Below are 21,427 nucleotides of genomic sequence, written 5' to 3' on the forward strand. Positions count from 1 at the left end.
CGGCGGTCCGACAGTTCTCGGCGGACGATCCCGGGCAGATCCGGGCAGATCGCTAGGGCAGGCGGTAGCGGTAGCCGACGCCGCGGACGCTCTCGATCGACCAGGGGGTGTCGGCGGTGTCGCCGAGGCGGCGGCGCAGGCGGCGGACGTGGACGGCGAGTGTGTTCGAGTCCATCTGCGAGGTGCCCCAGACCAGCTCGAGCAGGCTCTCGCGAGGCACGACCCGGCCGGCGCGCTCGAGCAGGACGCGCAGGAGCCGGAACTCCCGCGGCGGCACCGCGACCGGTACGCCGTCGACCCGCACCTGGTGCGCGCCGATGTCGAGCATCACCGGGCCGACCCTGAGCACCTCCGGATCATGCTCACCGATGACGGTGGGTCCCGGTCGCCCGGCGACCCAGCCGACCACCGGACCGGCCGCGACGGCCGGTCCGCCTGGGCCGACGGCCGCGCCCGGACCGCCGACGGCGGCGACCGGGCTCCCCGCCACGGCCACGGGTTCCGCCACCGGCAGGCCCGCGAGCGCGAGGACCTCGCTGGCCAGGTACGGCTTGGCGACGCACGCGCTCGCGCCCGCCTCCAGTCCCGCCGCGGCCTGCGACCGGTCCTCCGGGCCGAGGCCGAGCAGGATGGTCATCTCGCCGCGGCCACGCATGGCCCGCAGCGCGCGCACCACGCCGATGCCGTCGAGGACCGGCAGCGTGGCGCTGACGAGCACCGTGGACGGCCCGAGCCGGCCGGCCTCCAGCAGGGCGAGCGCCCCGTCGCCGACCACCCGCGCCTCGGCGCCGCGGGCACCGAACGCCGCGACCAGCTCGTCGTCCACGTCGACGTCGGCGATCAGCACCACCGCGGAGCGCGCCGCCAGACCGCCGGCCGCCGCCGCACCGACCTGGACCGAGCCGACCTGAGGTAGACCGGCCTGCACGGCACCCTGGGGCATGCTCAGCCGAACCGCCCGGAGATGTAGTCCTCGGTGCGCTTCTCGCCGGGGTTGGTGAAGATCTTGGTGGTCTTGTCGTACTCGATCAGCTTGCCGGGCTGGCCGGTCGCCTCGAGCGAGAAGAACGCGGTCGCGTCGCTCACCCGGGAAGCCTGCTGCATGTTGTGGGTGACGATCACGATCGTGTAGCTGTTCTTCAGCTTCGCGATGAGGTCCTCGATCGCCAGCGTCGAGATCGGGTCGAGCGCGGAGCAGGGCTCGTCCATGAGCAGCACCTGCGGCTCGACGGCGATCGCGCGGGCGATGCAGAGCCGCTGCTGCTGGCCACCGGACAGGCCGGCACCCGGGCGGCCGAGGCGGTCCTTGACCTCGTCCCACAGGTTGGCGCCGCGCAGCGACTCCTCGGCGCGTTCGTCGAGCAGCGACTTCTTGCGGGTGCCGTTGAGCTTCAGCCCGGCGACGACGTTCTCGTAGATGGACATCGTCGGGAACGGGTTCGGCCGCTGGAAGACCATGCCGACCTGGCGACGCACGTTCACCGGGTCTACCCCGGCCCCATACAGGTCCTCGCCGTCGAGCAGGACCTTGCCCTCGACGCTCGCGCCCGGGATGACCTCGTGCATCCGGTTCAGCGTGCGCAGCACGGTGGACTTGCCGCAGCCGGAGGGGCCGATGAACGCGGTGACGTTCTTCGGCTCGATGGCGAGGTTCACGCCCGCTACGGCCTTGAACTTGCCGTAGAAGACGTTCAGCCCCTGGATGTCGATTCGGGTGGCCATTGCTACCTCTGCTACCTGAGCCGTCGGGGCTCGGTCGACGCGAACGGGGTCCCTCCCAGGTCGGCTTCGCCGGCCTGGGAACTCGTGATTCGGTTTGCGGAGACGTTGCTCATCGAGGCGGTCAGACCCTGGTCCGGCGCGCGATGAAGCGCGCAATCAGGTTCAGCAGCATGACAATGATGATCAGGACGAGCGCGGCCGACCAGGCACGGTCAATGGCCCAGCTCTGCGGCTTCGCGGCCTCGGAGAAGATGTACAACGGAAGGGCCGCCTGGTGGCCCGAGAACGGGTCGTTGTTGATGGAGTCGTTCCCGAAGACCGTAAGCAGCAGCGGCGCGGTCTCGCCGGCCACTCGGGCGATGGCCAACATGACGCCCGTCACAATGCCCGGCAGCGCCGTGGGAACCACGACCTTCAGGATCGTGCGCCACCGCGCGACCCCGAGCGCGTAGCTCGCCTCGCGCAGCTCGTTCGGGACCAGCTTGAGCATCTCCTCGGTGGAGCGGACCACCGTCGGGATCATCAGGATGATCAACGCCAGCGAACCGGCGAATCCGGTCTGCGGGGCACCCAGGACGATCAGGTAGAAGGCGTAGATGAACAGACCGGCGATGATCGACGGCAGACCGGTCAGCACGTCGACGAAGAAGCTGATCGTCCGGCTGATCCGGCCGCGGCCGTACTCGACCAGGTAGATCGCGACCAGCACGCTGAACGGCACCGCGATGAGGCTCGCGAGGGCGATCTGCTCCAGGGTGCCGATGATCGCCGCATAGGCGCCGCCGCCGTGGTCGCGAGCCCTGACGCCCCGCATCGAGTGGGTGAGGAACTCGACGTCGAGGCGAGCGGCACCCTTGCTGATCACCGTGACCAGCACGGCGACGAGCGGGACCATCGCGAGCAGGAAGGCCCCGATGAGCAGCGTCGTCGCGAACCGGTCCCTGGCCCGCCGGCCGCCCTCGACCACTACGGAGGCGATCGTCTGGCCGGCCGCGAAGAACAGCAGCGAGAGCAGAAGGATCTGGATCTCGCTGTCCATCGGGGTGGCGAAATACAGCAACAGGGAGATGCCGACGGACGCGACGGCRATCACCGGCAGCGCGAAGGCGGGCAGCTTGTTGCCATGAAGGTGCAGCTTGTCGGCCGCGGGGGCGCCCTCGGGTGCCACTGTCAGGGTGCTCATGCCGCGGCCCCCGAGAACTCGGCCCGGCGGGCGATGATGGCCCGCGCGGCGATGTTGACCAGCATGGTGACGATGAACAGCACGAGACCGGACGCGATCAGCGCGCCGCGGCCGGTGTCGTTGGAGTCGCCGAAGCCGTTCGCGATGTTCGCGGCGATCGTGTTTCCGGCCGGTTCGAGGAGGTGCACCGAGATACCGAACGACGCGGGCAGGACCATCGCGACCGCGATGGTCTCGCCCATCGCCCGGCCGAGGCCCAGCATCGAGGCGCTGATCACGCCGGGCTGGCCGTAGGGCAGCACCGCCGTGCGGATCATCTCCCAGCGGGTCGCCCCGAGCGCGAACGCCGCTTCCTTGTGCGCGATCGGGACCTGCTTGAAGACCTCGCGCGAGATGGCCGCGACGATCGGCAGGACCATGATGGCGAGAACGACGCCCGCCACGAAGATCGACCGACCGACCGAGCCGCTCGCGGTGCTGAAGATGCCGATGTCATCCGGTGCGTCGGCGATGCCGGCGATCAGAGACACGACGACGCCAAGTACCACGCCCGCGGTGATGGGTGTGCCCACGGAGTTGCTTCCCGTGGCCGTGGCGCGGCGGATCAGACCGAAGGCCAGGCCCAGGATCGCCCCGCCGAGCGGAGTCCACGGGAACCAGGGAAGGTACTGGCTCAACCAGCTCTGGGTGCCGTTCATGTGTGGCGCGAGGATGGCCAGGCCCCACAGGCCGTAGACGACGCTGGGCACGGCGGCCAGCAGGTCGACGATGTAGCCCAGCGCGTCACCGACCCGGCGGGGCGCGTAGTTCGTGATGAACAGGGCGATCCCGACGGCCACCGGCACCGCGATGATCATCGCGACCGCGGCCGTGACGACCGTGCCGAACAGCAGCGCGGCGATGCCGAACCGCGGGTTGCCGGCCTCGTTCGGGAACCACGTCTGCGTGGTGAAGAAGTTCGCCTTGTTGGCGCCCAGCGCGTCCGTCGCCTTGAGAACGAGGAACAGCGCGATCGCCGCCATGAGCGCCAGCAGCAGGAAGCCGCAGAGGCGCGTCACGTTCTTGAAGGCCGCGTCGGCGAAGCTGACCTTCGCCTTGGCGCGTGGAGCGGTATCGGTATCGGTATTGGGAGGGGACTCACCACCGCCAGTCCCCCCTGGCTCGGACGGCGCCGGGCCGGCCGTCTGGGCGGCCGGTTCTGTGGTCATCGTCCCCTCCTGATCATCTGGTTCCGAGACTTGTCATCAGGACCGACAAACGTGGCGAGCCGCGGCCGGGCCGAACGCCCCGGCCGCGGCCGCATCAACACACGCACGGGCCGAACCGGCCCGGTCCTCCCGCCGGATGCCCGTTGCCCGACCAGCCATCGGCACGGCCACGGGCATCCGGACGGAAGGTCACCTCAAGGCCGAAGATCAGCCAAGGGTGGCGACGACGCCCTGGACCTTGGTGGCCACCGCGCTAGGCAGCGGCGCGTAACCCAGGTCAGAGATCGAGGCCTGACCGGCCTCGGACGAGGTGTAGGTCAGGAAGGACTTCACCAGGGCAGCCTTGGCGGGGTCGAGGCCCTTGGTGCAGACGATCTCGTACGAGACCAGGTACGCCGGGTAGGCACCCGGGGTCGCGGTCTTGTAGTCGAAGGTCAGGACCAGGTCGTTGCCATCCTTGGCGGTGGCGGTGGAGACGCCCTTGGAGGCGCCGTCCGTGCTGACCTTGACGAACTCACCGGCAGCGTTCTTCAGCTGGGCGGTCGACAGGCCGGAGTTCTCGGCGTACGACAGCTCGACGTAGCCGATCGCGCCCGGGGTGGACTTGACCGTCGAGGCGATGCCGTCGCTGCCCTTCGAGCCCTGGCCGCCCGTCGCCTTCCAGTCGGAACTGTGGTCGAAGGTCCAGTCCGAACCGCCGGCGCCGGCCAGGAACTTGGTGAAGTTGTCGGTGGTGCCCGAGCTGTCCGAGCGGTGCACCGACGCGATGGCGGTGTCCGGCAGGGACGCGCTGCCGTTGTCGGCCTTGATCGCCGGGTCGTTCCACTTGGTGATCGCACCCGAGAAGATCTTGGCGACGGTCCCCGGCGACAGCTTGAGGTCGCTCACGCCCGACAGGTTGTAGACGACGGCGATCGGGCCGACCACCATCGGGATGTCGACGACCTCGCCACCGGTGCAGCGGGCCGCGGCGGCCGTCTTCTGGTCGTCCTTGATCGCGGAGTCGGAGCCGGCGAAGTCGACCTGCTTGTCGATGAACGACTGGCGGCCGGTGCCGGAGCTGGACGACGCGTAGGCGACGGTCGTGCCGCTGCAGGCGTCCTGGTACGCACTGATCCACTCGTCCATCGCGTTCTTCTGCGCGGACGAGCCGCCACCGCTGATGCTGCCGGTGGCGCAGTCGATCGCCGCCGCGCCCCCAGCGGATGCGGACCCGCTGGCCGGAGTGCTCGGCGTGTCGCCGTTGTCGTCCGAACCACATGCCGCGACGCTGAGCAGTGCCGCGACGGCGATGCCGGCGGCGGCGGACTGGCGCTTGCCTACCTTCACGAGTAGCCCTTCTTTGTGGCGCCGCGAGGCGCCTGCCCCCAGCGGTCCCGTCCGGACCACCGGTGAATCATCGAAGCGGCCCATAGTGAACCGGGAATGAACAAACCCGAACGCAAACCGGACACACACTGGAACAGCTACCCGTTTAGGTTGATCCGGAGCCAACAGGCTCGGGGATCCCAGGCATGGCTACGAGCCGTGATGGCATTTGACCCGTTGGTACACAGACGGCCTACGCGACAACTACGCCGGCTCCGGCCGCCGCACCGTCTCCTCCACGCCCCCTTCCGTTCACCCCCCATCCCGGAGCGACAACCCACCACCATCCGGTAGCCCTCCACGCTCGCGCGTCAGGCCAACAGGAAAGTGGTCGGACAACTACGGAACGAAACCGACCGTCAGTCGAGCGCTGCTCGATGTCCCATCTGCCCGGGGATCACCCTTCACCCCTTGCTCGTCCCGTCCGATTGCTGTTCAGCAAAGCCACGGTTGCTGACAGCATTCGTCCTATAGCCATGGGTCATGGGTGATGGCTGACCCCGTCCAGGCTCGCGCCCGGCATCGGAGCCGGAACTGAACGCGAGCGTTCGCATGGCCTCGGCTACCCGCCGGTCGCGGCCAGCGGCTGGCGTCAGCCAGGCAGAAGGAGGATGTGCATGAAAGACACCGCCATCGACGTCGGTGACCTGGGCCCCGAGGACCTCGGCGGCGAGGACCTCGGCGGCGCCGGAGGGTCCGAAGCCATGGACCCCGCGCCGGAGCCGGGCCCGCTCGCCGAGCTGCCGCGTTCGCTCGCCGAGGTGACCAGCGTCCACGACGGGGATGTGGCCGAGTACCGGCTGCTGCTCTCCCCGGGAGCGACCGCCGCCGAGGTCACCGCGGCGATGGTCCTCATGCCGCCCGCGTCCGCCCTGGTGAGCCACCGCGCCGACGCCGACATCCTGCTCGTCTTCCGCGAGCCCACCCACCCGTCCGCCGGCGCGGCCGTCTGGCCGCACGACGCCGGTCCCACGGCCGGCGGCCCTCGATCGGGCGGCCACCCTCGATCGGGTGGCGACGACCGGAGCCGGTACACCCCGGCGGCCAGACAGCCCAGCTAGCGGCGGTCCGGCAGGCGGCGGCGGGCCCGCGCCGGCTCCCCCGGAGGGACCGCGCCGGCCCCGTCGCGGAACCGCCGACGAGGGCAGCCGTCGAAACAACTACCCAGGGCAATATCGTGGAGGCGTGGCAGTGCTGACGTCTCGTTCCGAGGACTTCCCCCGCTGGTATCAGGACGTGATCGCCAAGGCCGAGTTGGCCGACAACGGTCCGGTCCGCGGGACGATGGTGATCCGACCGTACGGCTATGCGCTCTGGGAACGGATGCAGGCCGACGTCGACGCCCGGATCAAGGCCGCCGGCGCGGTGAACGCCTACTTCCCGTTGTTCATCCCGGAGAGCTACCTGCGCCGGGAGGCCCAGCACGTCGAGGGGTTCAGTCCCGAGCTCGCCGTCGTCACGCACGGCGGCGGCAAGGAGCTGGACGAGCCGATCGTCGTCCGCCCGACCAGCGAGACGGTCATCGGCGAGTACATGGCCAAGTGGACGCAGAGCTACCGCGACCTGCCGCTGCTGCTCAACCAGTGGGCGAACGTCGTCCGCTGGGAGCTGCGCCCGCGCCTCTTCCTGCGCACGAGCGAGTTCCTCTGGCAGGAGGGGCACACCGCGCACGCCGACCAGGCTGACGCCGCCGCCTACGCCCGCCGGATCGCGCTGGACGTCTACCAGGACTTCATGGTGTCGACCCTGGCGCTGCCGGTCTTCGTCGGACGCAAGACCCGCAAGGAGCGGTTCGCCGGGGCGATCAACACCCTCACCTGCGAGGGCATGATGGGCGACGGCAAGGCGCTGCAGATGGCCACCAGCCACGAGCTCGGCCAGAACTTCGCGCGCGCCTTCGACATCGACTTCCTCGGTGCCGACGGCGCTCGTCACCTGGCCTGGACGACCTCCTGGGGCTCGTCCACCCGGATGGTCGGCGGCCTGATCATGGCGCACGGCGATGACGGCGGACTGCGCATCCCGCCGCGGCTCGCGGCGACCCAGGTGGTCGTTCTCCCGGTCCGCGACGACGAGAAGGTCGTCGCCGCCGCCACCCAGATCGCCGACGAGCTGAGGGCGGCCGGGGTGCGGGTGTCGCTGGACGCCCGGCCGGGGCTGTCCTTCGGCCGGCGGGTCACCGACTGGGAGCTCAAGGGCGTGCCGGTCCGGGTCGAGGTCGGCCCCCGCGACCTGGCCGCCGGCAACACCACGCTGGCTCGCCGCGACACCGGCGAGAAGGTGACCGTGCCGCTGTCGGAGGCGGCCGGCCGGGTCCCGGCGCTGCTCGACGACGTCCAGGACACCCTGTACCAGCAGGCGCTGGCGCTGCGCGACTCGCGCACCGCCGACGTCACCTCCCTGGACGAGGCCGTCGAGGCGGCCGCCACCGGCTTCGCTCGCCTGCCGTGGCGGCTGGTCGGCGACGACGGCGAGGCGCGCCTGGCCGCCGAGGCCCTCACCGTCCGCTGCATCCAGAACCCGGACGGCACCTTCCCGGACGGCACGGACGACACCGACGACCTCGTCTGCCTGGTGGCCCGCTCGTACTGAGTTTCTGGTTCGCTCCGTCCGGGCACGGCGCTCCGGTCCCTTCCCTCGCTTCGCTTCGGGAAGGGACCTCCGCGCCGCGTCCTCCTCCGCTCACGGGCGCTCCGGCGACCTCGCTGCGGCCCGGCCCCGTTCGCTTCGCTCCGGGGCCGCGCCTCCGCGAGGCGCGCCTCCGCGCCCAGCGCGGTCACCCGCCGCTGAACGCCACCAACCCACAACGACCCGATCCACAGGTTCACTTCGCTTCGCTCGTGAGTGTCTGGACTGGTGACAGCCTGAGCGCTCCCGTACCGGTTGGTCGGGAGCGAATTTCGCCCCACGAGCGCAGCGACGTGGCCCCGCGACAGGGTCCTGTGGTCCCACACTGTCCGAGCGCCAAGCAACCGAGCTGGCCCGGAGGCGCGCCTCCGCGGAGGCCCGGCCCACGAGCGAAGCGAAGTGGGTTGGGCCGCAGCGGAGGTCGCCGGAGGGCACGTGAGCGGAGGAGGACGGCGCGCGGAGGTCCCGTGGGAGCGAAGCGAGCACGGGACCGGAGCGCGCCGCCCGGACGGAGCGAACCAGCGACGACCTTCCCGCCCGACGTGAAGCTGGTGACGTCCAAGCGTCGCGAGCTCGGCGGCAGGTAGAACATCATTTCTACCAGAAGCGACGGCGCTAGCACCAGGGGACGCGGCGCTTCGGCCCGAACACCTTGACTCTCGTGAAACCGAATTTCAGACTGGGCGACGAGATCTGATCGAGAGCAGGTGGAGGACGCGCGATGGCCTTTCCGACCGGAGTCCCGATCATCGACACGATGATCGGTTTCCCGCAGCCGGGTACCTCGCAGTACGACTTCATCCGCCGCCAGCTCAAGGACGACGAGTCGAAGGCGTTCGAGTTCCCGGCGCAGTACATGTTCAAGAACGTCCCGCACGACCTGCCCACGGACGACCCGGTCAGCGTGACGCTGCGCGAGATGGACCGCTTCGGGATCGAGAAGGGCATGATCGGCTGTGCCGGCGAGTCCGCGCGGCTGGCGCTGAAGCAGTTCCCGGACCGGTTCGTCCCGAGCGGCAACCTGGGCGACCCGAACGACGTGATGGGCACGGTGCGATCGATCACGCGGGACTACGAGGAGTTCGGCATCCGCGCGGTGGGCGCCTTCCCCTCCGGAGTCTTCCCGCAGGTCGCGATCAACGACGAGAAGATGTACCCGGCCTACGCCAAGTGCGTGGAGCTGGGAATCGCGGTGTTCTGCTGCACTGGCGTCCCCGGCCCGCGGCTGAAGTTCGAGCCGCAGCGGGTCGAGCTGATCGACCAGGTGATGTTCGACTTCCCCGACCTGGTCTTCGTCACCCGGCACGGCTGCGAGCCCTGGACGGACCTMGCCGTGAAGCTGCTGCTCAAGTGGCCGAACCTGTACTACTCGACGTCCGCGTTCGCGCCCAAGCACTACCCGAAGGCGATCATCGACTTCGCCAACACCCGCGGCGCCGGCAAGATCCTCTATGCGGGCTACTTCCCGATGGGCCTCTCGCTCGAGCGGATCATGACGGACATGCCGAACGTGCCGTTCCGCGACGACGTCTGGCCGAAGTTCCTGCACGAGAACGCCCGTAAGGTCCTCAAGCTCGACGCCTGACCGCGAGGAGAGTCGTCGTGTCGATCGGCCTGACCGAGGACCATGAGGCGCTCGCCTCGTCCATACGGGGCTTCGTCGCCCGCCACGCCCCGTCCGCCGCGATCCGCGCCGATCTCGATGCCTACGCCGCCGGCGGCCCGTTCCCCGGCTGGGACGGGCTGGTCGAGCTCGGCCTGACGTCGCTGCACCTGCCCGAGGAGCACGGCGGCGCCGGCGCCGGGTACCTGGAGCTCGCCGTCGCGCTGGAGGAGACCGCCCGCGCCCTGCTGCCCGGGCACCTGCTGCCGTCCGTCCTGACCAGCGGGCTGCTGGCCAGGAACGCGAGCGACGAGTTGCGCAAGCGGACGTTGCCCGGGCTCGCCGCCGGTGCTCGCGCCGCCAGCGCGCTCACCGCCGCCGGCCCGCGCGCCACGCCGGGATCCGACGGCGGCCACACCGTGTCCGGCGTGACGGTCCCGGTGCTGGGCGCGGCCGGCGCCGAGCTGCTCCTGCTCGGGGCGCGCGTCGCCGCCAGCACGGCCGCCGCCAACACCGTGGGCACCGTGGCCACCACTGACGCGGCAGCCGGCGGGGAGGTGTGGTTCGTCGTCGACGCCGCCGCGCCCGGCGTCCGCGTCGAGCCCGCCGACGCGGTGGACCTGACCCGCGGGGTCGCCCGGGTGCACCTGGACGCCGTCGCCGTCGGCGCGGAGCAGGTCGTCGCGATCGACGCGGAGCAGGTGCGCGTCCTGGCCGCCGTGCTGTTCGCCGCCGAGGCCGTCGGCATCGCGCGCTGGCTGCTGACCACCGGCGTCGAGTACGTCAAGGTGCGCGAGCAGTTCGGCCGGCCGGTCGGCTCGTTCCAGGCCGTCAAGCACCGCTGCGCCCGGATGCTGGTGAGAACCGAGACGATGACCGCCGCCGCCTGGGACGCGGCCCGCGCCGTCGAGCAGGGCGACGAGCAGCTCGCGCTCGCCGCCGCCGAGGCCGCGATCCTGTGCCTCGCGGGCGCGACCGAGCTCGGGCTGGAGACCGTCACCCTGCTCGGCGGCATCGGCTACACGTGGGAGCACGACACCCACCTGTACTGGCGGCGCGCCATGACACTGGAGAGCCTGCTCGGCCCGGTCGCCACGTTCGAGCACCGCCTCGGCAACCTGGTCGCCACCTCCGGCCAGGCTCGTGACTTCGATCTCGAGCTTCCCGAGGCGGACCCGGCGTTCCGCGCTCGGATCGCCGGCATCCTCGACGAGGTGGCGGCGCTGCCCGAGGGCGAGCGCCAGCGCCGGCTCGCCGACGAGGGGCTCGTGCTGCCGCACTACCCGCGTCCCTACGGCCTCGCGGCCACCCCCGTCGAGCAGATCGTCATCCAGCAGGAGTACGAACGGTCGGGCGTGGCCCAACCGAGGACCGTCATCGGCGAATGGGCGATGCCGACGGTCCTCGCGCACGGCACGGAGGAACAGAAGCGCACGCTCGTCCCCGCGACACTGCGCGGCGAGATCACCTGGTGCCAGCTGTTCAGCGAGCCGGGCGCCGGCTCCGACCTGGCGGCGCTGTCGACCCGGGCGGAAAAGGCCGAGGGCGGCTGGCGGATCAACGGCCAGAAGGTCTGGAACTCCATGGCGGACCGGGCCGACTACGGAATCCTGCTCGCGCGGACCAACCAGGACGCCCCCAAGCACCGGGGCATCTCGTACTTCCTGCTCGACATGCGCACGCCCGGCATCGAGGTGCGCCCGCTGCGCGAGGCCAACGGCAACTACCTGTTCAACGAGGTCTTCTTCACCGACGTCCTCGTGCCCGACGACCGGTTGGTGGGCGAGGTCGACAAGGGCTGGGCGCTGGCGCGCACCACGCTCGGCAACGAGCGAGTGGCCATGGGCGGGATGCGCGAGCTGAGGCTGGACATGCCGGCGATGGCCGCCTCCGGGGAGCTCGCCGCGCGCGCCGACGACGTCCACCGGGACATCGGCGCGCTGTACGCCCATGCGTACGCGCTGTCCGCGATGAGCCTGCGCGGGACGCTGCGCACGCTGTCCGGCCTTCGTCCCGGCGCCGAGGCGAGCGTCGCGAAGGTCGCGGCGAGCTTCCTGAACACCGACGTCGCGACGCGCACCCTGCGCTGGTTCGGCCCGGCGGCGGCCAGCGCCGAGGGCCCGGGCGCCGCGGCGGTGCACCAGTACCTGAGCGTTCCGCCGCACCTGATCGGCGGCGGCACCATCGAGATCCAGCTCAACGTCATCGCCGAGCGCGTCCTCGGTCTCCCTCGCGGCTGACCGGGGCCGGCCGGCCGACCACGACAGCCATCCTCGCAGTAGAACGGAATTTCAACTGTGAGGCTGGCCTCACAACTTTGCAGCAAGGCCAGGTGCGTAGACGAAGATCACCAATGGTATACGAAATGAAACCCGCTTCCAGGTAGCCTGGAAAGGTGGCGAAAGAGGAAACCCTGCCGCAGCCGGTCAGCACGATGACGCCGGCGCAGCTGGCCCGCCGGCGTCGGCTCACGGACGCGGTCATCGAGATGATCGACCAGGTGCCCCCGGACCAGTTGCAGATGCGGGACGTCGCCGAGCGCTCCGGGGTCGCGCTCGGTACGGCCTATCGCTACTTCTCCTCGAAGGATCATCTGCTCGCCGCCGCCTGGGCCGACTGGCAGCGCCGGCTCACCGACCGGGTACGCGCCGAGGTCTCCCGCGACCAGTCCCGCGGCGGCAACAGCGGCACCCCGCCGGCCGGCCCCTGCACGCGCGTCACCGCGTTCCTGCACCGCGAGCTGCGGGCCTTCCAGCGGCATCCGAACTTCGCCCGCCTCGTCACCCATGTGGAAGGCTCCAGCGACCCGTTCGCGAGCGAGGAGCTGGCCGGCCTCGGCGACGACAACCGCACCGTCCTCACCGCTCTCATGGACGACGTGCCACCCGACGTCGCCAGGCCCGCCATAATCGCCCTGAACGCCACCCTGGCCTCCGGGCTCGGTGCCTGGACGGCCGGCCGCCTCACCTTCCCCGACCTCGTCCGCCAGCTGGAGGACGTCGCCCGGCTGGTCCTGGGCCCCTACGAAAACCCCCAACCGGCCTGATCCCCGCACCTCGGCAGCCCTCCGGCCACCACGCGGTTGACAAGAACCAGACAAAAGGGGTCACAGACTCCCGGCCGCGCTCCACGATGACCCGACCGACGGGCAGTCAGTGGAGGGGAACAGCATGAAGATTCGCCTGGCTGTCGCGCTCCCGCTCGCCGCGGCGACGATCGCCGTCACGGCGACGGGTTGTTCGCAGAAGACCCGGGAACCGGGGCGGGACGCGCCCGTGGCCAGCCACGACGACAAGCCGGCCCGGGTCATCAACATGCCGGACGGTTTTAGCAACGTGTCCGCGAAGTGCGACGGGCCGAACATGGTGTACGTCGTCTACCACTCGGACGCCGCCTACGGCTCGGTCGCGATCGCGCCGAACGACCCTCGGTGCACCGGGAACGGAAGATAGCCTCGAGCCAGCGGGCCGCCGGCCACCACGCGCCCCCGGGCCCCGGTCAGCTGGCGGGGAGATAGGCGTTGGTGACGACGTCGGCGGCCTTCACGGGCCTGTCGATGAGATGCCCGGCGGACATCCAGTCGGCGAACGACTGCCAGGCAGCGGTGTCCTGGCGGCCGAAGCCGGCGGGGTTGCGCAGCAGCGGCACGGTCGCGTCGACCATCTTCGGCAGCACCGCGGGGTCGTATCCCTCGGCCACCGTGGCGATCGTCTTCGCGGCGCTCGCCGGGTCGGCCAGGACGGCGGCGTTGCCTCGGGCCAGCGCGCCGAGGAAGTCGCGTACCAGCTTCTGGTAGGCGGGATCGCTCTTCAGCCGGCTGGCCTGGGCGATGACGACGAGCTCGGCGTAGTCCGGCACGCCGGCCTCGGTCACCGGGATGACCGTCGGGTTCAGGCCCTCGGCCGCCAGCTGGACGGCCTCGACGTTGCGGAACCCGCCGAGGGTCGCGTCGACGTTGCCGGTCACCATCGCGGCGAGCAGGTCCTGGCCGACGTCGACCTTCGTCACGGAGCCTTCGTCGACGTGGTTGCTGGCGAGAATCGTCTTCAGGAACGCGTCCTGGGTGACGAGGCCCGCGGTGGCGACCTTCGCGCCGGCGAGGTCCGCGATGGCGTGCACCCGGGATTTGCCCGTGGCCATGACCGAGGTCAGGGCGGTGGGCACCAGAGCCCCGACGGCGACCACGTCCAGGCCCTGTGAACCGGCGATCACGGTCTCCGGCTCGTAGGAGATGCCCAGGTCGATCCTGCCGGTGCTGACCAGCTTCGTGGGGTCCGACGGGTCGGACGGCGGCTGCAGGGTGACGTCGAGCCCGGCGGCCTTGAAGTAGCCGGCGTCGCGGGCCGTGTAGAGCGCGACGTGGTCCGGGTTGGGATCCCAGTCCAGCAGGACCGTGGTCTTCCGGGTCTTCTCGCCGCCGGCGGATGCCCCGTTCGCGTCGTGATTCCCGCCGCCGCACGCGGACAGGACCAGTACTCCCGCCATCAGCGCGCAGCCAGCACCGCCGCCGAGACCGAACGTCGATCGGTGAGCCCTCATCTGTTGGTGCTCTTCCCTTCGTGAGCCCAGCCGACCAGTGCCCTCTCCAAGGCAGTGACCAGAACGAACAAGGCGATGGACATGGCGGACAGCAGGGCGATCGCAGCGAAGACCAGCGCGCTCTGCAGTTGTGGAACGGCCTGGCGCATCACGTGCCCGAGACCGTCGGACGAGCCTGAGTACTCGCCGAACACCGCCGCCGTCGAGGCATACGCGGCGGACAGCCGCAGCCCCGTGAACATCGACGGAAGTGCCGCGGGAAACTCGACCCGCCGAAAGATCGACCAGCGCGTGCCGTAGAGGGTGAGCATCGTCCGCCTGAGGTCGGCGTCGACGGCCGACAGACCGTCGAGCGTGCCCACGACGATCGGGAAGAAACAGAGCAGTGCCACCAGGATGAGCTTCGGCGTCAGCGAGTAACCGAAGATGATCGCCAGAACCGGCGCGATCACCACCACGGGCACGGTCTGCGAGCCGATCAGCCAAGGGTAGAGCGCCGACCGGGCGATCCGCGAGAAATGCAACCCGCAGGCGATGAACAGCCCGGCGCCGACCGCGATCGCGAAACCCGCCACCACCTCGGTCAGCGTCACCCAGGTGGCGCTCGCCAGCGTCGAGTCCCAACGATGCACCAGCGCACGGGCCACGGCACTCGGCGCGGGCAGGATGTAGTCCTCGACGCCGAGGACGGCCGTCGCCAGCTCCCACGCGGCGACGACCGCGACGAGCACCACCGCGGGCGGCCCCCATCGCCGAAGGCCCCATCCACCAAGGCCCTGGGCACCGCGCCGGGAAGCCGGGCGCGGCGTCACGAGCGCACCTGCTCGGTCGATGTCGACGGCGGCCGCTCCAGCGCGGCGAGGACCGCGTCGCGCAGCCCGACGAACTCGGCGCTCGCGAGCAGCTCGCGGCGGGAGCCGGCCGGGGGAAGATCGACGGCCAGGCGAGCCGCCACCCGGCCGGGGCGGCCCGTCAGGACGACCACCTCGTGACCAAGCAGCAGCGCCTCCTCCACATCGTGGGTGACCAGCACGGCCGTACGCGGCTCGGCGTCCAGGGTGGAGCGCAGCCAGTCCTGCGCCTCCGCGCGGGTGATCGCGTCGAGCGCGCCGAACGGCTCGTCCAGCAGCAGGATCTCCTTGTCCGCGACGAAGGTGCGCAGGAACGCCACCCGCTGGCGCATGCCACCGGAAAGCTGGCGAGGGCGATGATCCTCGAACCCAGCCAGCCCGAACCGGGCGAACAGCGGCCGCACCGCCGCTCGCGCCGCCCGGCGGGACATTCCCCGGTTCTCCAACGACACCGCGGCGTTGGCCAGCGCCGACCGCCAGGGCAGCAGCAGGTCGCGTTGCGGCATCAGGGCACATCGGGCGAGCCGACCGGCGGGTCCGGTGGCGCCGAGCACGTCGACGACGCCCTCGTCCGGCTCGTCCAGCCCGCTGATCAGCCCGAGGAGCGTGGACTTCCCGCAGCCGCTCGGCCCGACGACCGCGAGCCGCCGTCCGCGCGCGACGGCCAGATCCACCCGCTCGACCGCGACGACGTCGCCGTAGCGGCGGGTAACACCGGCCAGCCGGATGCCATCCGCATCGTGCTGATCTTGGCCTCTTTCGGCGGGGTGACCACCGGTGGCGAGCTCAGAAGGCGGCACCGGTACGAGCGGAACCGATGTACCGCGCGTACGCCATGCCACGGTGGCCGATACAACCCACCAGCGGCGTTCCCGGTCAAGCCGTCGGGTTCGACATCACGTCCCGGTCACGTCCCTCGAAAGGCCGTCGCCACGGCTCGCTGGGGCGACGGTCGCCCGGATCGCGCCGGGCGACCGTCTGATGTCACGGCCCGAGGTCGTCGCGGTAGCCACAGTCGACGTACGCCGTCCACTGCCACGAGCCGCCGGCCACGTCGTCGGTCCGGAGGCTCAGCACCTTGCCGTCGTCGGCGAGGATCAGGCGGGCGGTGGTCGCGCCCATGTCGGGCGGCAGCGTCGCGTCGAACGCGGTTCCGACCCGTCCGAGTGGGTCGGTCGCGGCGCCGACCACCGTGATGCCAGGCGTCTGAGCGAGCACCTTGAAGGCGGCCGCCTGCACCTCGGGCGTCGCCGGGGTCTGCATCAGGCTGACGACCACGCCCAACCGGTTGGCGCCCCGAGCGGCCTCCGGCACGTCGGAAGCCAGCCCGTCGTCCATGATCGCGGCGAGCTTCCCGGGATCGGCCGGAAGCGCGCGGATCTCAGCCTTCGTGTAGAGCCGGACGAAGTCCGCCATACCCTCGGGACCGTTGCGCTCGTACCCGGCCTTGTAGAGGCCTGTGAGGGCGTACTTGGCGTCCAGGCCGGTGAGGTCGTGAGTTTTGGTCTTCCCGTCGGTGGTCAGTACGACCCGCAGCTTCCCGTCATCCGACCGCGCCCAGTACTGCTCCGCGCGATTCTCCTGGGCCTGACCGCCAGGTGCCGGGACGACGTGAGCCTGGTAGATCTCGCGACACCAGAACACCGGCCCGTCGCCCGCCGGCGAGCTCAGCCGCCGCACGCTGGCCGCGAGGAACAGATCCGTGGCCGACCCGCCGCCCCCCAGACCGGCCGGGGGCGTCTCGGCGGCGGTCGACGACGGAGCCGGGCCAACCACCGGGCCGCCGGCACCGCCGCCCGGTGCCAACACCGTCGCGCCCACCGCGGCGGCCACGCCGATCGGCAGCGCCGCGACCCCCGCGCGCCGCCGGAACCGCATCGTGCGTCCGTGCCGCACCGCCCGGGCGGTGAGCCTGGTGAGCGCCGCCGGGTCGGCGGCGCCGAGGTCGTCGTCCGCGAGCGCGGCGCGCAGGGCGCGCACGGTCGCCTCTTCGGTTGGAGCTAGCACGCGGTCCGTCCTCGGTCAGATGGGTTCGTACGGAATACGAAGGGGATGAGGTGCCGGCGCCCGGTCGCGGGCCGCCGACAATCGGGTTTCTGACAACCGGGTCTCTCCAGCGGATCCGGCGGCGGTCGAGGTGGCGGCAGCCGACCTGGCGGTGTCGGACGTGGCGGTGGTGGATCCGCCCGCGAGTTCGGCCCGCGGCGGGTCGCCCAGGTGGGTGCGCAGCTTGGCGAGGCCGCGATGGGCCTGGCTGCGCACCGTCGCCTCGCTCGTGCCCAGGGCCGCGGCGATCTCGCCGTCCGGCGCGTCCAGGAGATAGCGCAGGACCAGCACCGCCCGTTGCCGGGTGGGCAGGGCGGCCAGCGCCGAACGCATCCGGAGGCGCTCGACCACGTCGTCCTCGGGCCGATCCGGCGCCGGCCGGTCGGGTACGGCACCGACGACGTCGGACGACGACCGGCGCCGCCACCCACTGATTCGGCCGTTCACCATCGCGCGCCGGACATAGGCCAGTGGATCGCGGCGGCGCGCGCTGGGCCAGCGGGCATACGTCCTGGTCAACGCCGACTGGACCAGGTCCTCGGCGCGGTGCCGGTCCCCGGTCATCGACCGGGCGAACCGGAGCAGCCCGTCGCCGTGCTCGGCGACGAACGCCGCGAACTCGTCCGCGTCACTCGTCATCGGATCTACTCGTCATGGTGGCCTCCTGGAGGTCTCACCCCCAGACACGCGCCAGCCGCCCGCCCTGTTGCACGGTCTCGGCCAGGGCTCATGCCACGAACCCGTCCCAGCCCGGCCGCCTCGCAGCTGATTTCACGTCCCGACGCCTCGTCGCGGGAGGTGGCGGCTATCGGCCGGCCGCGCCGGGTCTGGTCACGATGAGGACGGTCGCTTCGTAGTCGTCGGAGCCTTCGACGCGTGCCGTCAGGCCATGACGGCCGGCGACGCCAGCCAGCACGGGTGCCTGGCTGATGCTGGTCTCGACGAGCAGGTGGCCGCCCGAGGCGAGCCAGGCGCTCGCGCCGGCGATGACCCGCCGCAGGACGTCGAGCCCGTCCGGACCGCCGTCCAGCGCGACGAGTGGCTCGTACTCCCGCGCCTCCGGTGGCATCAGCGCGATTTCCTCGGTGGGCACGTACGGCGCGTTGGCGATCAGGACGTCGACGCGTCCCCGCAGGTCGGCCGGCAGCGGGTCATAGAGATCGCCCTCAAAGACCTGGCCGCCGGCGAGCGCGACGTTGCGGCGKGCGCAGCGCGCCGCCGCCGGATCGATGTCGGCGGCGTACAGCTCGACCTGGGCGGCGAGGCGGGCGACGACGAGGCCAAGGGCGCCCGAGCCGCAGCAAAGGTCGACGACGACCGCGCGCGCGAGGTCGGCCGCCGGGCCTACCGCCCGCGCGAGGTGGGCCGCCGCGGCCTGCCTGGCGAGGCCGGTCGCCAGTTCGACGAGAAACTCGGTGCGATGGCGCGGAACGAAGACGCCGTCCTCGACGGCGATCCGGTGCCCACAGAACTCGGCCCACCCGAGAATGTGCTCGAGCGGGATGCCGGCGGTCCGCCGGGCGACCATGTCGGCCAGATCGGCCGGCCCGTCGGCGGACGTGAGGAGCAGCGCGGCCTCGTCCTCCGCGAAGACGCAGCCGGCGGCTCGCAGTGTCTCGACAATGCCAGACGTTGTGACTGTCTCATCGGCGGATGCGCGGTTGTCGACGGATGAGTCGTCATTCGACGAGCTCACGCCACGGGCGGGAGAAAGCGACATCAGAAGCCTTTCGGAGCACCGAAGGGCGCTCGCGCGGCCACCGCTACTGACGAACAGCGTGGCCGCGAGGCGAACGCACCAAGCCTTTTCTGGCGTTGATGGGTCTCACCTCCTCCGGCTGTCGCTGCTGGTCCCGCAACACTATCCCGGACTCGCGGGACCGCGGCCTGCCCGAGGTCGACGGGCTCATGCCCGGAGCCGCCGCGTTCGGAACAGCCGCGTTCGGAGCAGCCGCGTTCGGAGCAGCCGCGTTCGAACGCCGCGTTCGGAGGCCGCGCGTTTCCGCTCGCCCACGCGGGGGCCGCGAGTCCGGCCACGTACCTCGTACCTCTCAAGGCGTACGCCTACGCCGTCAGCGGTACGTCGCGGCCGGAAAAGATCGGCCGCGCGGGCGTCGGCGGCGGGCCCGAAGATCCCTAACGTTCTGGTTGTCCAGCCGGCAGTCGACCACCCGGGACTCGACCACCGCCGGTACCTGACGACAGACGCGAGGTTGACGATGATCGAGGCGCGCGGGCTCACCAAGCGCTACGGCAGGAAGGTCGCCGTAGACGACCTTTCCTTCACGGTCAGGCCCGGAGTGGTCACCGGGTTCCTTGGGCCGAACGGCGCCGGCAAGTCGACGACGATGCGAATGATTCTCGGCCTGGACCGGCCGACCCAGGGCACGGTGCTCGTCGACGGCCGCCGCTACCGCGACCTGGCCTCGCCAGCACGCCACGTCGGCGCGCTGCTGGAATCCAGGGCGATCCACACGGGACGCTCGGCCCAGGACCATCTGCTCGCCCTGGCGCACACACACGGCATCCCGCGCGGCCGCGTCGACGAGGTCATTGACCTGGTCGGGCTACGGGACGTGGCTCGCAAGCGGGCCGGCGGCTTCTCGCTCGGCATGGGCCAGCGGCTGGGGATCGCCTCCGCGATGCTGGGCGACCCCGGGACGCTCGTCCTCGACGAGCCGGTCAACGGGCTCGACCCGGAGGGCGTCCGCTGGATCCGCGACCTACTGCGCGGCCTTGCCGCCGAGGGGCGCACCATCCTGCTCTCCTCGCACCTGATGAGCGAGATGGCGATGACCGCGACCAACCTGATCGTGGTCGGCCGCGGCCGACTCATCCAGGAGACGTCGGTCGAGGAGTTCGTCCGCGGCGCCTCGGGCAACCGGGTGCACGTCCGCTCCCCGCAGGCGGGCGAGCTCGCCGAGCTGGCCGCCCGCGAGGGCGCGACGGTCACCTACTCGGCCGCCCTCGCCGGCGCGCGCTCCGCCGCGGCCGCCAGTGGTTTCGAGGCCGCACCCGGCTCGGAGGCCGACGCCATCGAGGTGGCGGGCCTGCCGTCGGAACGGATCGGCGAGCTGGCCCGCGCCTACGGGATCGCGCTGTACGAGCTCACCCCACGCCTTGCCTCCCTCGAGGAGGCGTTCATGGACATCACCCGCGACGCGGTCGAGTTCAACACCGCGGCGCCCGCGACCAGCGAGGGAACCCGATGAACGAGATGCACGACCGCCAGTCCCGTGACCGCGCGTCCGCCGTGTCCGCCCTGCCGGCCACGGTCGCGGCGGCACCCGGCCGGCAGCCGGGAACGGCCACGCTGGAGCGCGGGGCATCGGCGCGGTCCAGGCGAGGGTCCGGCGCGGCGAGGGCGGGCGACGCCCCGAGCGGCGCCATCGCGGGCGACGTGACGCAGGCGCGGGTGATGCGGTCCGAATGGACGAAGCTCCGGTCGCTCCGTTCCACCCAGTGGACGATGGGGTTGGCTGTCCTGCTGCTCATCGGGCTCGCCATCCCACTGTGCGTCTCCGCGTCGGAGAACTGGACCGTCGCGGATGTCCAGGCTGGCAGCCAGGACCCGGTGTACCAGTCCCTCGCCGGTCTCCTGCTGGCCCAGGTGGCGGTCGGTGTCCTCGGGGTGCTGACCATGACCGGCGAGTACGCGACCGGCATGATCCGCGCGACGCTCGGCCTGGTGCCGCGAAGGCTGCCGGTGCTGTGGGCGAAGGCCGCCGTCCTCGCCGGTGTCACGTTCGTGGCGATGCTMGTCGCGTCGCTGGTGTCCTTCCTCATCGGCCAGGCCATCCTCGGATCGCACGACGTCGGCGTCTCCCTCGGCAGCGACGGCGCGGCGCGCGCGATCCTGGGCGCCGCGTTCTACCTGACCGCCATCGCGCTGCTCGGGCTCACCCTCGGCGCGTTGATCCGCCACACGGCCGGCGCGGTGACGGCGCTGCTCGGCGCGGTGCTCGGCCTCCCGCTCATCTTCTCGATGTTCGGCGAGCGGTTGGAGTCCGCGCAGCGGTACCTGCCCGCGCTCCTCGGTAACGCCATCTCGTCGACGAGCCCCGCCCGCCTCACCGACCTGGTCTCCCCAGGCAGGGCGTTCGTGATGCTGTGCCTCTACATCGCCCTCCTGGGCGTGGCCTCGGCCTACGTCCTCACCCGGCGCGACGTCTGATCCGACCGCTTCCCCGCGGATCACCTTCCCCGCGGATCGCTTTTCCCCGCGGAGCCCTCGGGGCGCGCGAGGCGACACCCGTCAGGTCGTCATCGCACGCCCCGG

General features: G+C 71.3%; 19 protein-coding genes. 8 read left to right on the plus strand and 11 right to left on the minus strand.

Translation table 11 applies throughout. From position 1 onward, the window contains the following. Window positions 1–52 precede the first annotated feature (52 nt). The 5 genes from BCD49_RS27245 to pstS form a co-directional block, all read right to left on the minus strand. Window positions 53–943, minus strand: coding sequence for a response regulator transcription factor (locus tag BCD49_RS27245; protein ID WP_007512345.1), 891 nt, complete (start codon window positions 941–943; stop codon window positions 53–55). A 2-nt stretch (window positions 944–945) separates the two neighbouring features. Next, on the minus strand, window positions 946–1,722 hold the full coding sequence (gene pstB / locus BCD49_RS27250; protein WP_007512347.1) for a phosphate ABC transporter ATP-binding protein PstB: 777 nt from the start codon (window positions 1,720–1,722) through the stop codon (window positions 946–948). 121 nt (window positions 1,723–1,843) lie between these two features. Beyond that, window positions 1,844–2,905, minus strand: a complete 1,062-nt coding sequence (gene pstA, locus BCD49_RS27255) for a phosphate ABC transporter permease PstA (RefSeq protein WP_007512348.1) — start codon at window positions 2,903–2,905, stop codon at window positions 1,844–1,846. Then, on the minus strand, window positions 2,902–4,113 hold the full coding sequence (locus BCD49_RS27260; RefSeq protein WP_007512350.1) for a PstC family ABC transporter permease: 1,212 nt from the start codon (window positions 4,111–4,113) through the stop codon (window positions 2,902–2,904). The genes pstA and BCD49_RS27260 overlap by 4 nt, the downstream gene beginning before the upstream one ends. A gap of 207 nt (window positions 4,114–4,320) precedes the next feature. Further along, a complete protein-coding gene (gene pstS / locus BCD49_RS27265; protein ID WP_007512352.1) occupies window positions 4,321–5,442 on the minus strand; it encodes a phosphate ABC transporter substrate-binding protein PstS in 1,122 nt (373 codons plus the stop codon). A 656-nt stretch (window positions 5,443–6,098) separates the two neighbouring features. Between pstS and BCD49_RS44315 the strand changes: the two genes are divergently transcribed. The 6 genes from BCD49_RS44315 (at window position 6,099) to BCD49_RS27295 (ending at window position 13,164) form a co-directional block, all read left to right on the plus strand. Further along, entirely contained in the window at window positions 6,099–6,542 is a 444-nt protein-coding gene (locus tag BCD49_RS44315) for a hypothetical protein (RefSeq protein ID WP_007512354.1), read from the plus strand. A gap of 124 nt (window positions 6,543–6,666) precedes the next feature. Then, entirely contained in the window at window positions 6,667–8,073 is a 1,407-nt protein-coding gene (gene proS / locus BCD49_RS27275) for a proline--tRNA ligase (RefSeq protein WP_027140363.1), read from the plus strand. Window positions 8,074–8,830: 757 nt separating this feature from the next. After that, a complete protein-coding gene (locus BCD49_RS27280; protein WP_007512357.1) occupies window positions 8,831–9,694 on the plus strand; it encodes an amidohydrolase family protein in 864 nt (287 codons plus the stop codon). Between the two features lie 17 nt (window positions 9,695–9,711). Then, the gene (locus BCD49_RS27285; RefSeq protein WP_007512359.1) at window positions 9,712–11,952 is read left to right on the plus strand and encodes an acyl-CoA dehydrogenase; all 2,241 of its coding nucleotides are present in this window, start codon (window positions 9,712–9,714) and stop codon (window positions 11,950–11,952) included. Between the two features lie 155 nt (window positions 11,953–12,107). Beyond that, window positions 12,108–12,758: a TetR family transcriptional regulator gene (locus tag BCD49_RS27290; protein ID WP_007512361.1), complete on the plus strand. Its 651-nt coding sequence runs from the start codon at window positions 12,108–12,110 to the stop codon at window positions 12,756–12,758. Window positions 12,759–12,882: 124 nt separating this feature from the next. Further along, window positions 12,883–13,164, plus strand: coding sequence for a hypothetical protein (locus tag BCD49_RS27295; RefSeq protein ID WP_007512362.1), 282 nt, complete (start codon window positions 12,883–12,885; stop codon window positions 13,162–13,164). Between the two features lie 46 nt (window positions 13,165–13,210). On the opposite strand, the gene BCD49_RS27300 is transcribed toward BCD49_RS27295, so the two are convergent. The 6 genes from BCD49_RS27300 to BCD49_RS27325 all read right to left on the minus strand — a co-directional run bounded on the left by BCD49_RS27300 (window position 13,211) and on the right by BCD49_RS27325 (window position 18,868). Next, window positions 13,211–14,251, minus strand: coding sequence for an ABC transporter substrate-binding protein (locus tag BCD49_RS27300; RefSeq protein WP_007512364.1), 1,041 nt, complete (start codon window positions 14,249–14,251; stop codon window positions 13,211–13,213). Continuing rightward, a complete protein-coding gene (locus tag BCD49_RS27305) occupies window positions 14,248–14,898 on the minus strand; it encodes an ABC transporter permease (protein ID WP_232793965.1) in 651 nt (216 codons plus the stop codon). Before BCD49_RS27305 ends, BCD49_RS27300 begins: the two co-directional genes overlap by 4 nt. A gap of 161 nt (window positions 14,899–15,059) precedes the next feature. Further along, window positions 15,060–15,902, minus strand: coding sequence for an ABC transporter ATP-binding protein (locus BCD49_RS27310; protein ID WP_007512367.1), 843 nt, complete (start codon window positions 15,900–15,902; stop codon window positions 15,060–15,062). Window positions 15,903–16,086: 184 nt separating this feature from the next. After that, window positions 16,087–17,109, minus strand: coding sequence for a hypothetical protein (locus tag BCD49_RS27315; protein WP_007512369.1), 1,023 nt, complete (start codon window positions 17,107–17,109; stop codon window positions 16,087–16,089). A gap of 15 nt (window positions 17,110–17,124) precedes the next feature. Beyond that, complete coding sequence (locus BCD49_RS27320; RefSeq protein WP_007512370.1) at window positions 17,125–17,787, minus strand: SigE family RNA polymerase sigma factor; 663 nt, start codon at window positions 17,785–17,787, stop codon at window positions 17,125–17,127. A 166-nt stretch (window positions 17,788–17,953) separates the two neighbouring features. Then, window positions 17,954–18,868, minus strand: a complete 915-nt coding sequence (locus BCD49_RS27325; protein WP_007512372.1) for a putative protein N(5)-glutamine methyltransferase — start codon at window positions 18,866–18,868, stop codon at window positions 17,954–17,956. Between the two features lie 499 nt (window positions 18,869–19,367). Here BCD49_RS27325 and BCD49_RS27330 point away from each other — a divergent pair, with 499 nt between their 5' ends. Then, complete coding sequence (locus BCD49_RS27330) at window positions 19,368–20,360, plus strand: ABC transporter ATP-binding protein (protein ID WP_007512374.1); 993 nt, start codon at window positions 19,368–19,370, stop codon at window positions 20,358–20,360. Further along, window positions 20,357–21,322, plus strand: coding sequence for an ABC transporter permease (locus BCD49_RS27335; protein WP_007512376.1), 966 nt, complete (start codon window positions 20,357–20,359; stop codon window positions 21,320–21,322). The genes BCD49_RS27330 and BCD49_RS27335 overlap by 4 nt, the downstream gene beginning before the upstream one ends. Window positions 21,323–21,427 lie beyond the last annotated feature (105 nt).

The sequence above is a fragment of the Pseudofrankia sp. EUN1h genome, from assembly GCF_001854645.1.
Classification (GTDB): domain Bacteria; phylum Actinomycetota; class Actinomycetes; order Frankiales; family Frankiaceae; genus Pseudofrankia; species Pseudofrankia saprophytica.

What these genes read in the sequence shown, in the direction of transcription:
- BCD49_RS27245 (WP_007512345.1), bottom strand. Translation starts at nt 943, where the DNA reads ATGCCCCAGGGTGCCGTGCAGGCCGGTCTACCTCAGGTCGGCTCGGTC.
- pstB (WP_007512347.1), bottom strand. Translation starts at nt 1,722, where the DNA reads ATGGCCACCCGAATCGACATCCAGGGGCTGAACGTCTTCTACGGCAAG.
- BCD49_RS27260 (WP_007512350.1), bottom strand. Translation starts at nt 4,113, where the DNA reads ATGACCACAGAACCGGCCGCCCAGACGGCCGGCCCGGCGCCGTCCGAG.
- BCD49_RS44315 (WP_007512354.1), top strand. Translation starts at nt 6,099, where the DNA reads ATGAAAGACACCGCCATCGACGTCGGTGACCTGGGCCCCGAGGACCTC.
- BCD49_RS27295 (WP_007512362.1), top strand. Translation starts at nt 12,883, where the DNA reads ATGAAGATTCGCCTGGCTGTCGCGCTCCCGCTCGCCGCGGCGACGATC.
- BCD49_RS27300 (WP_007512364.1), bottom strand. Translation starts at nt 14,251, where the DNA reads ATGAGGGCTCACCGATCGACGTTCGGTCTCGGCGGCGGTGCTGGCTGC.
- BCD49_RS27320 (WP_007512370.1), bottom strand. Translation starts at nt 17,787, where the DNA reads ATGACGAGTGACGCGGACGAGTTCGCGGCGTTCGTCGCCGAGCACGGC.
- BCD49_RS27330 (WP_007512374.1), top strand. Translation starts at nt 19,368, where the DNA reads ATGATCGAGGCGCGCGGGCTCACCAAGCGCTACGGCAGGAAGGTCGCC.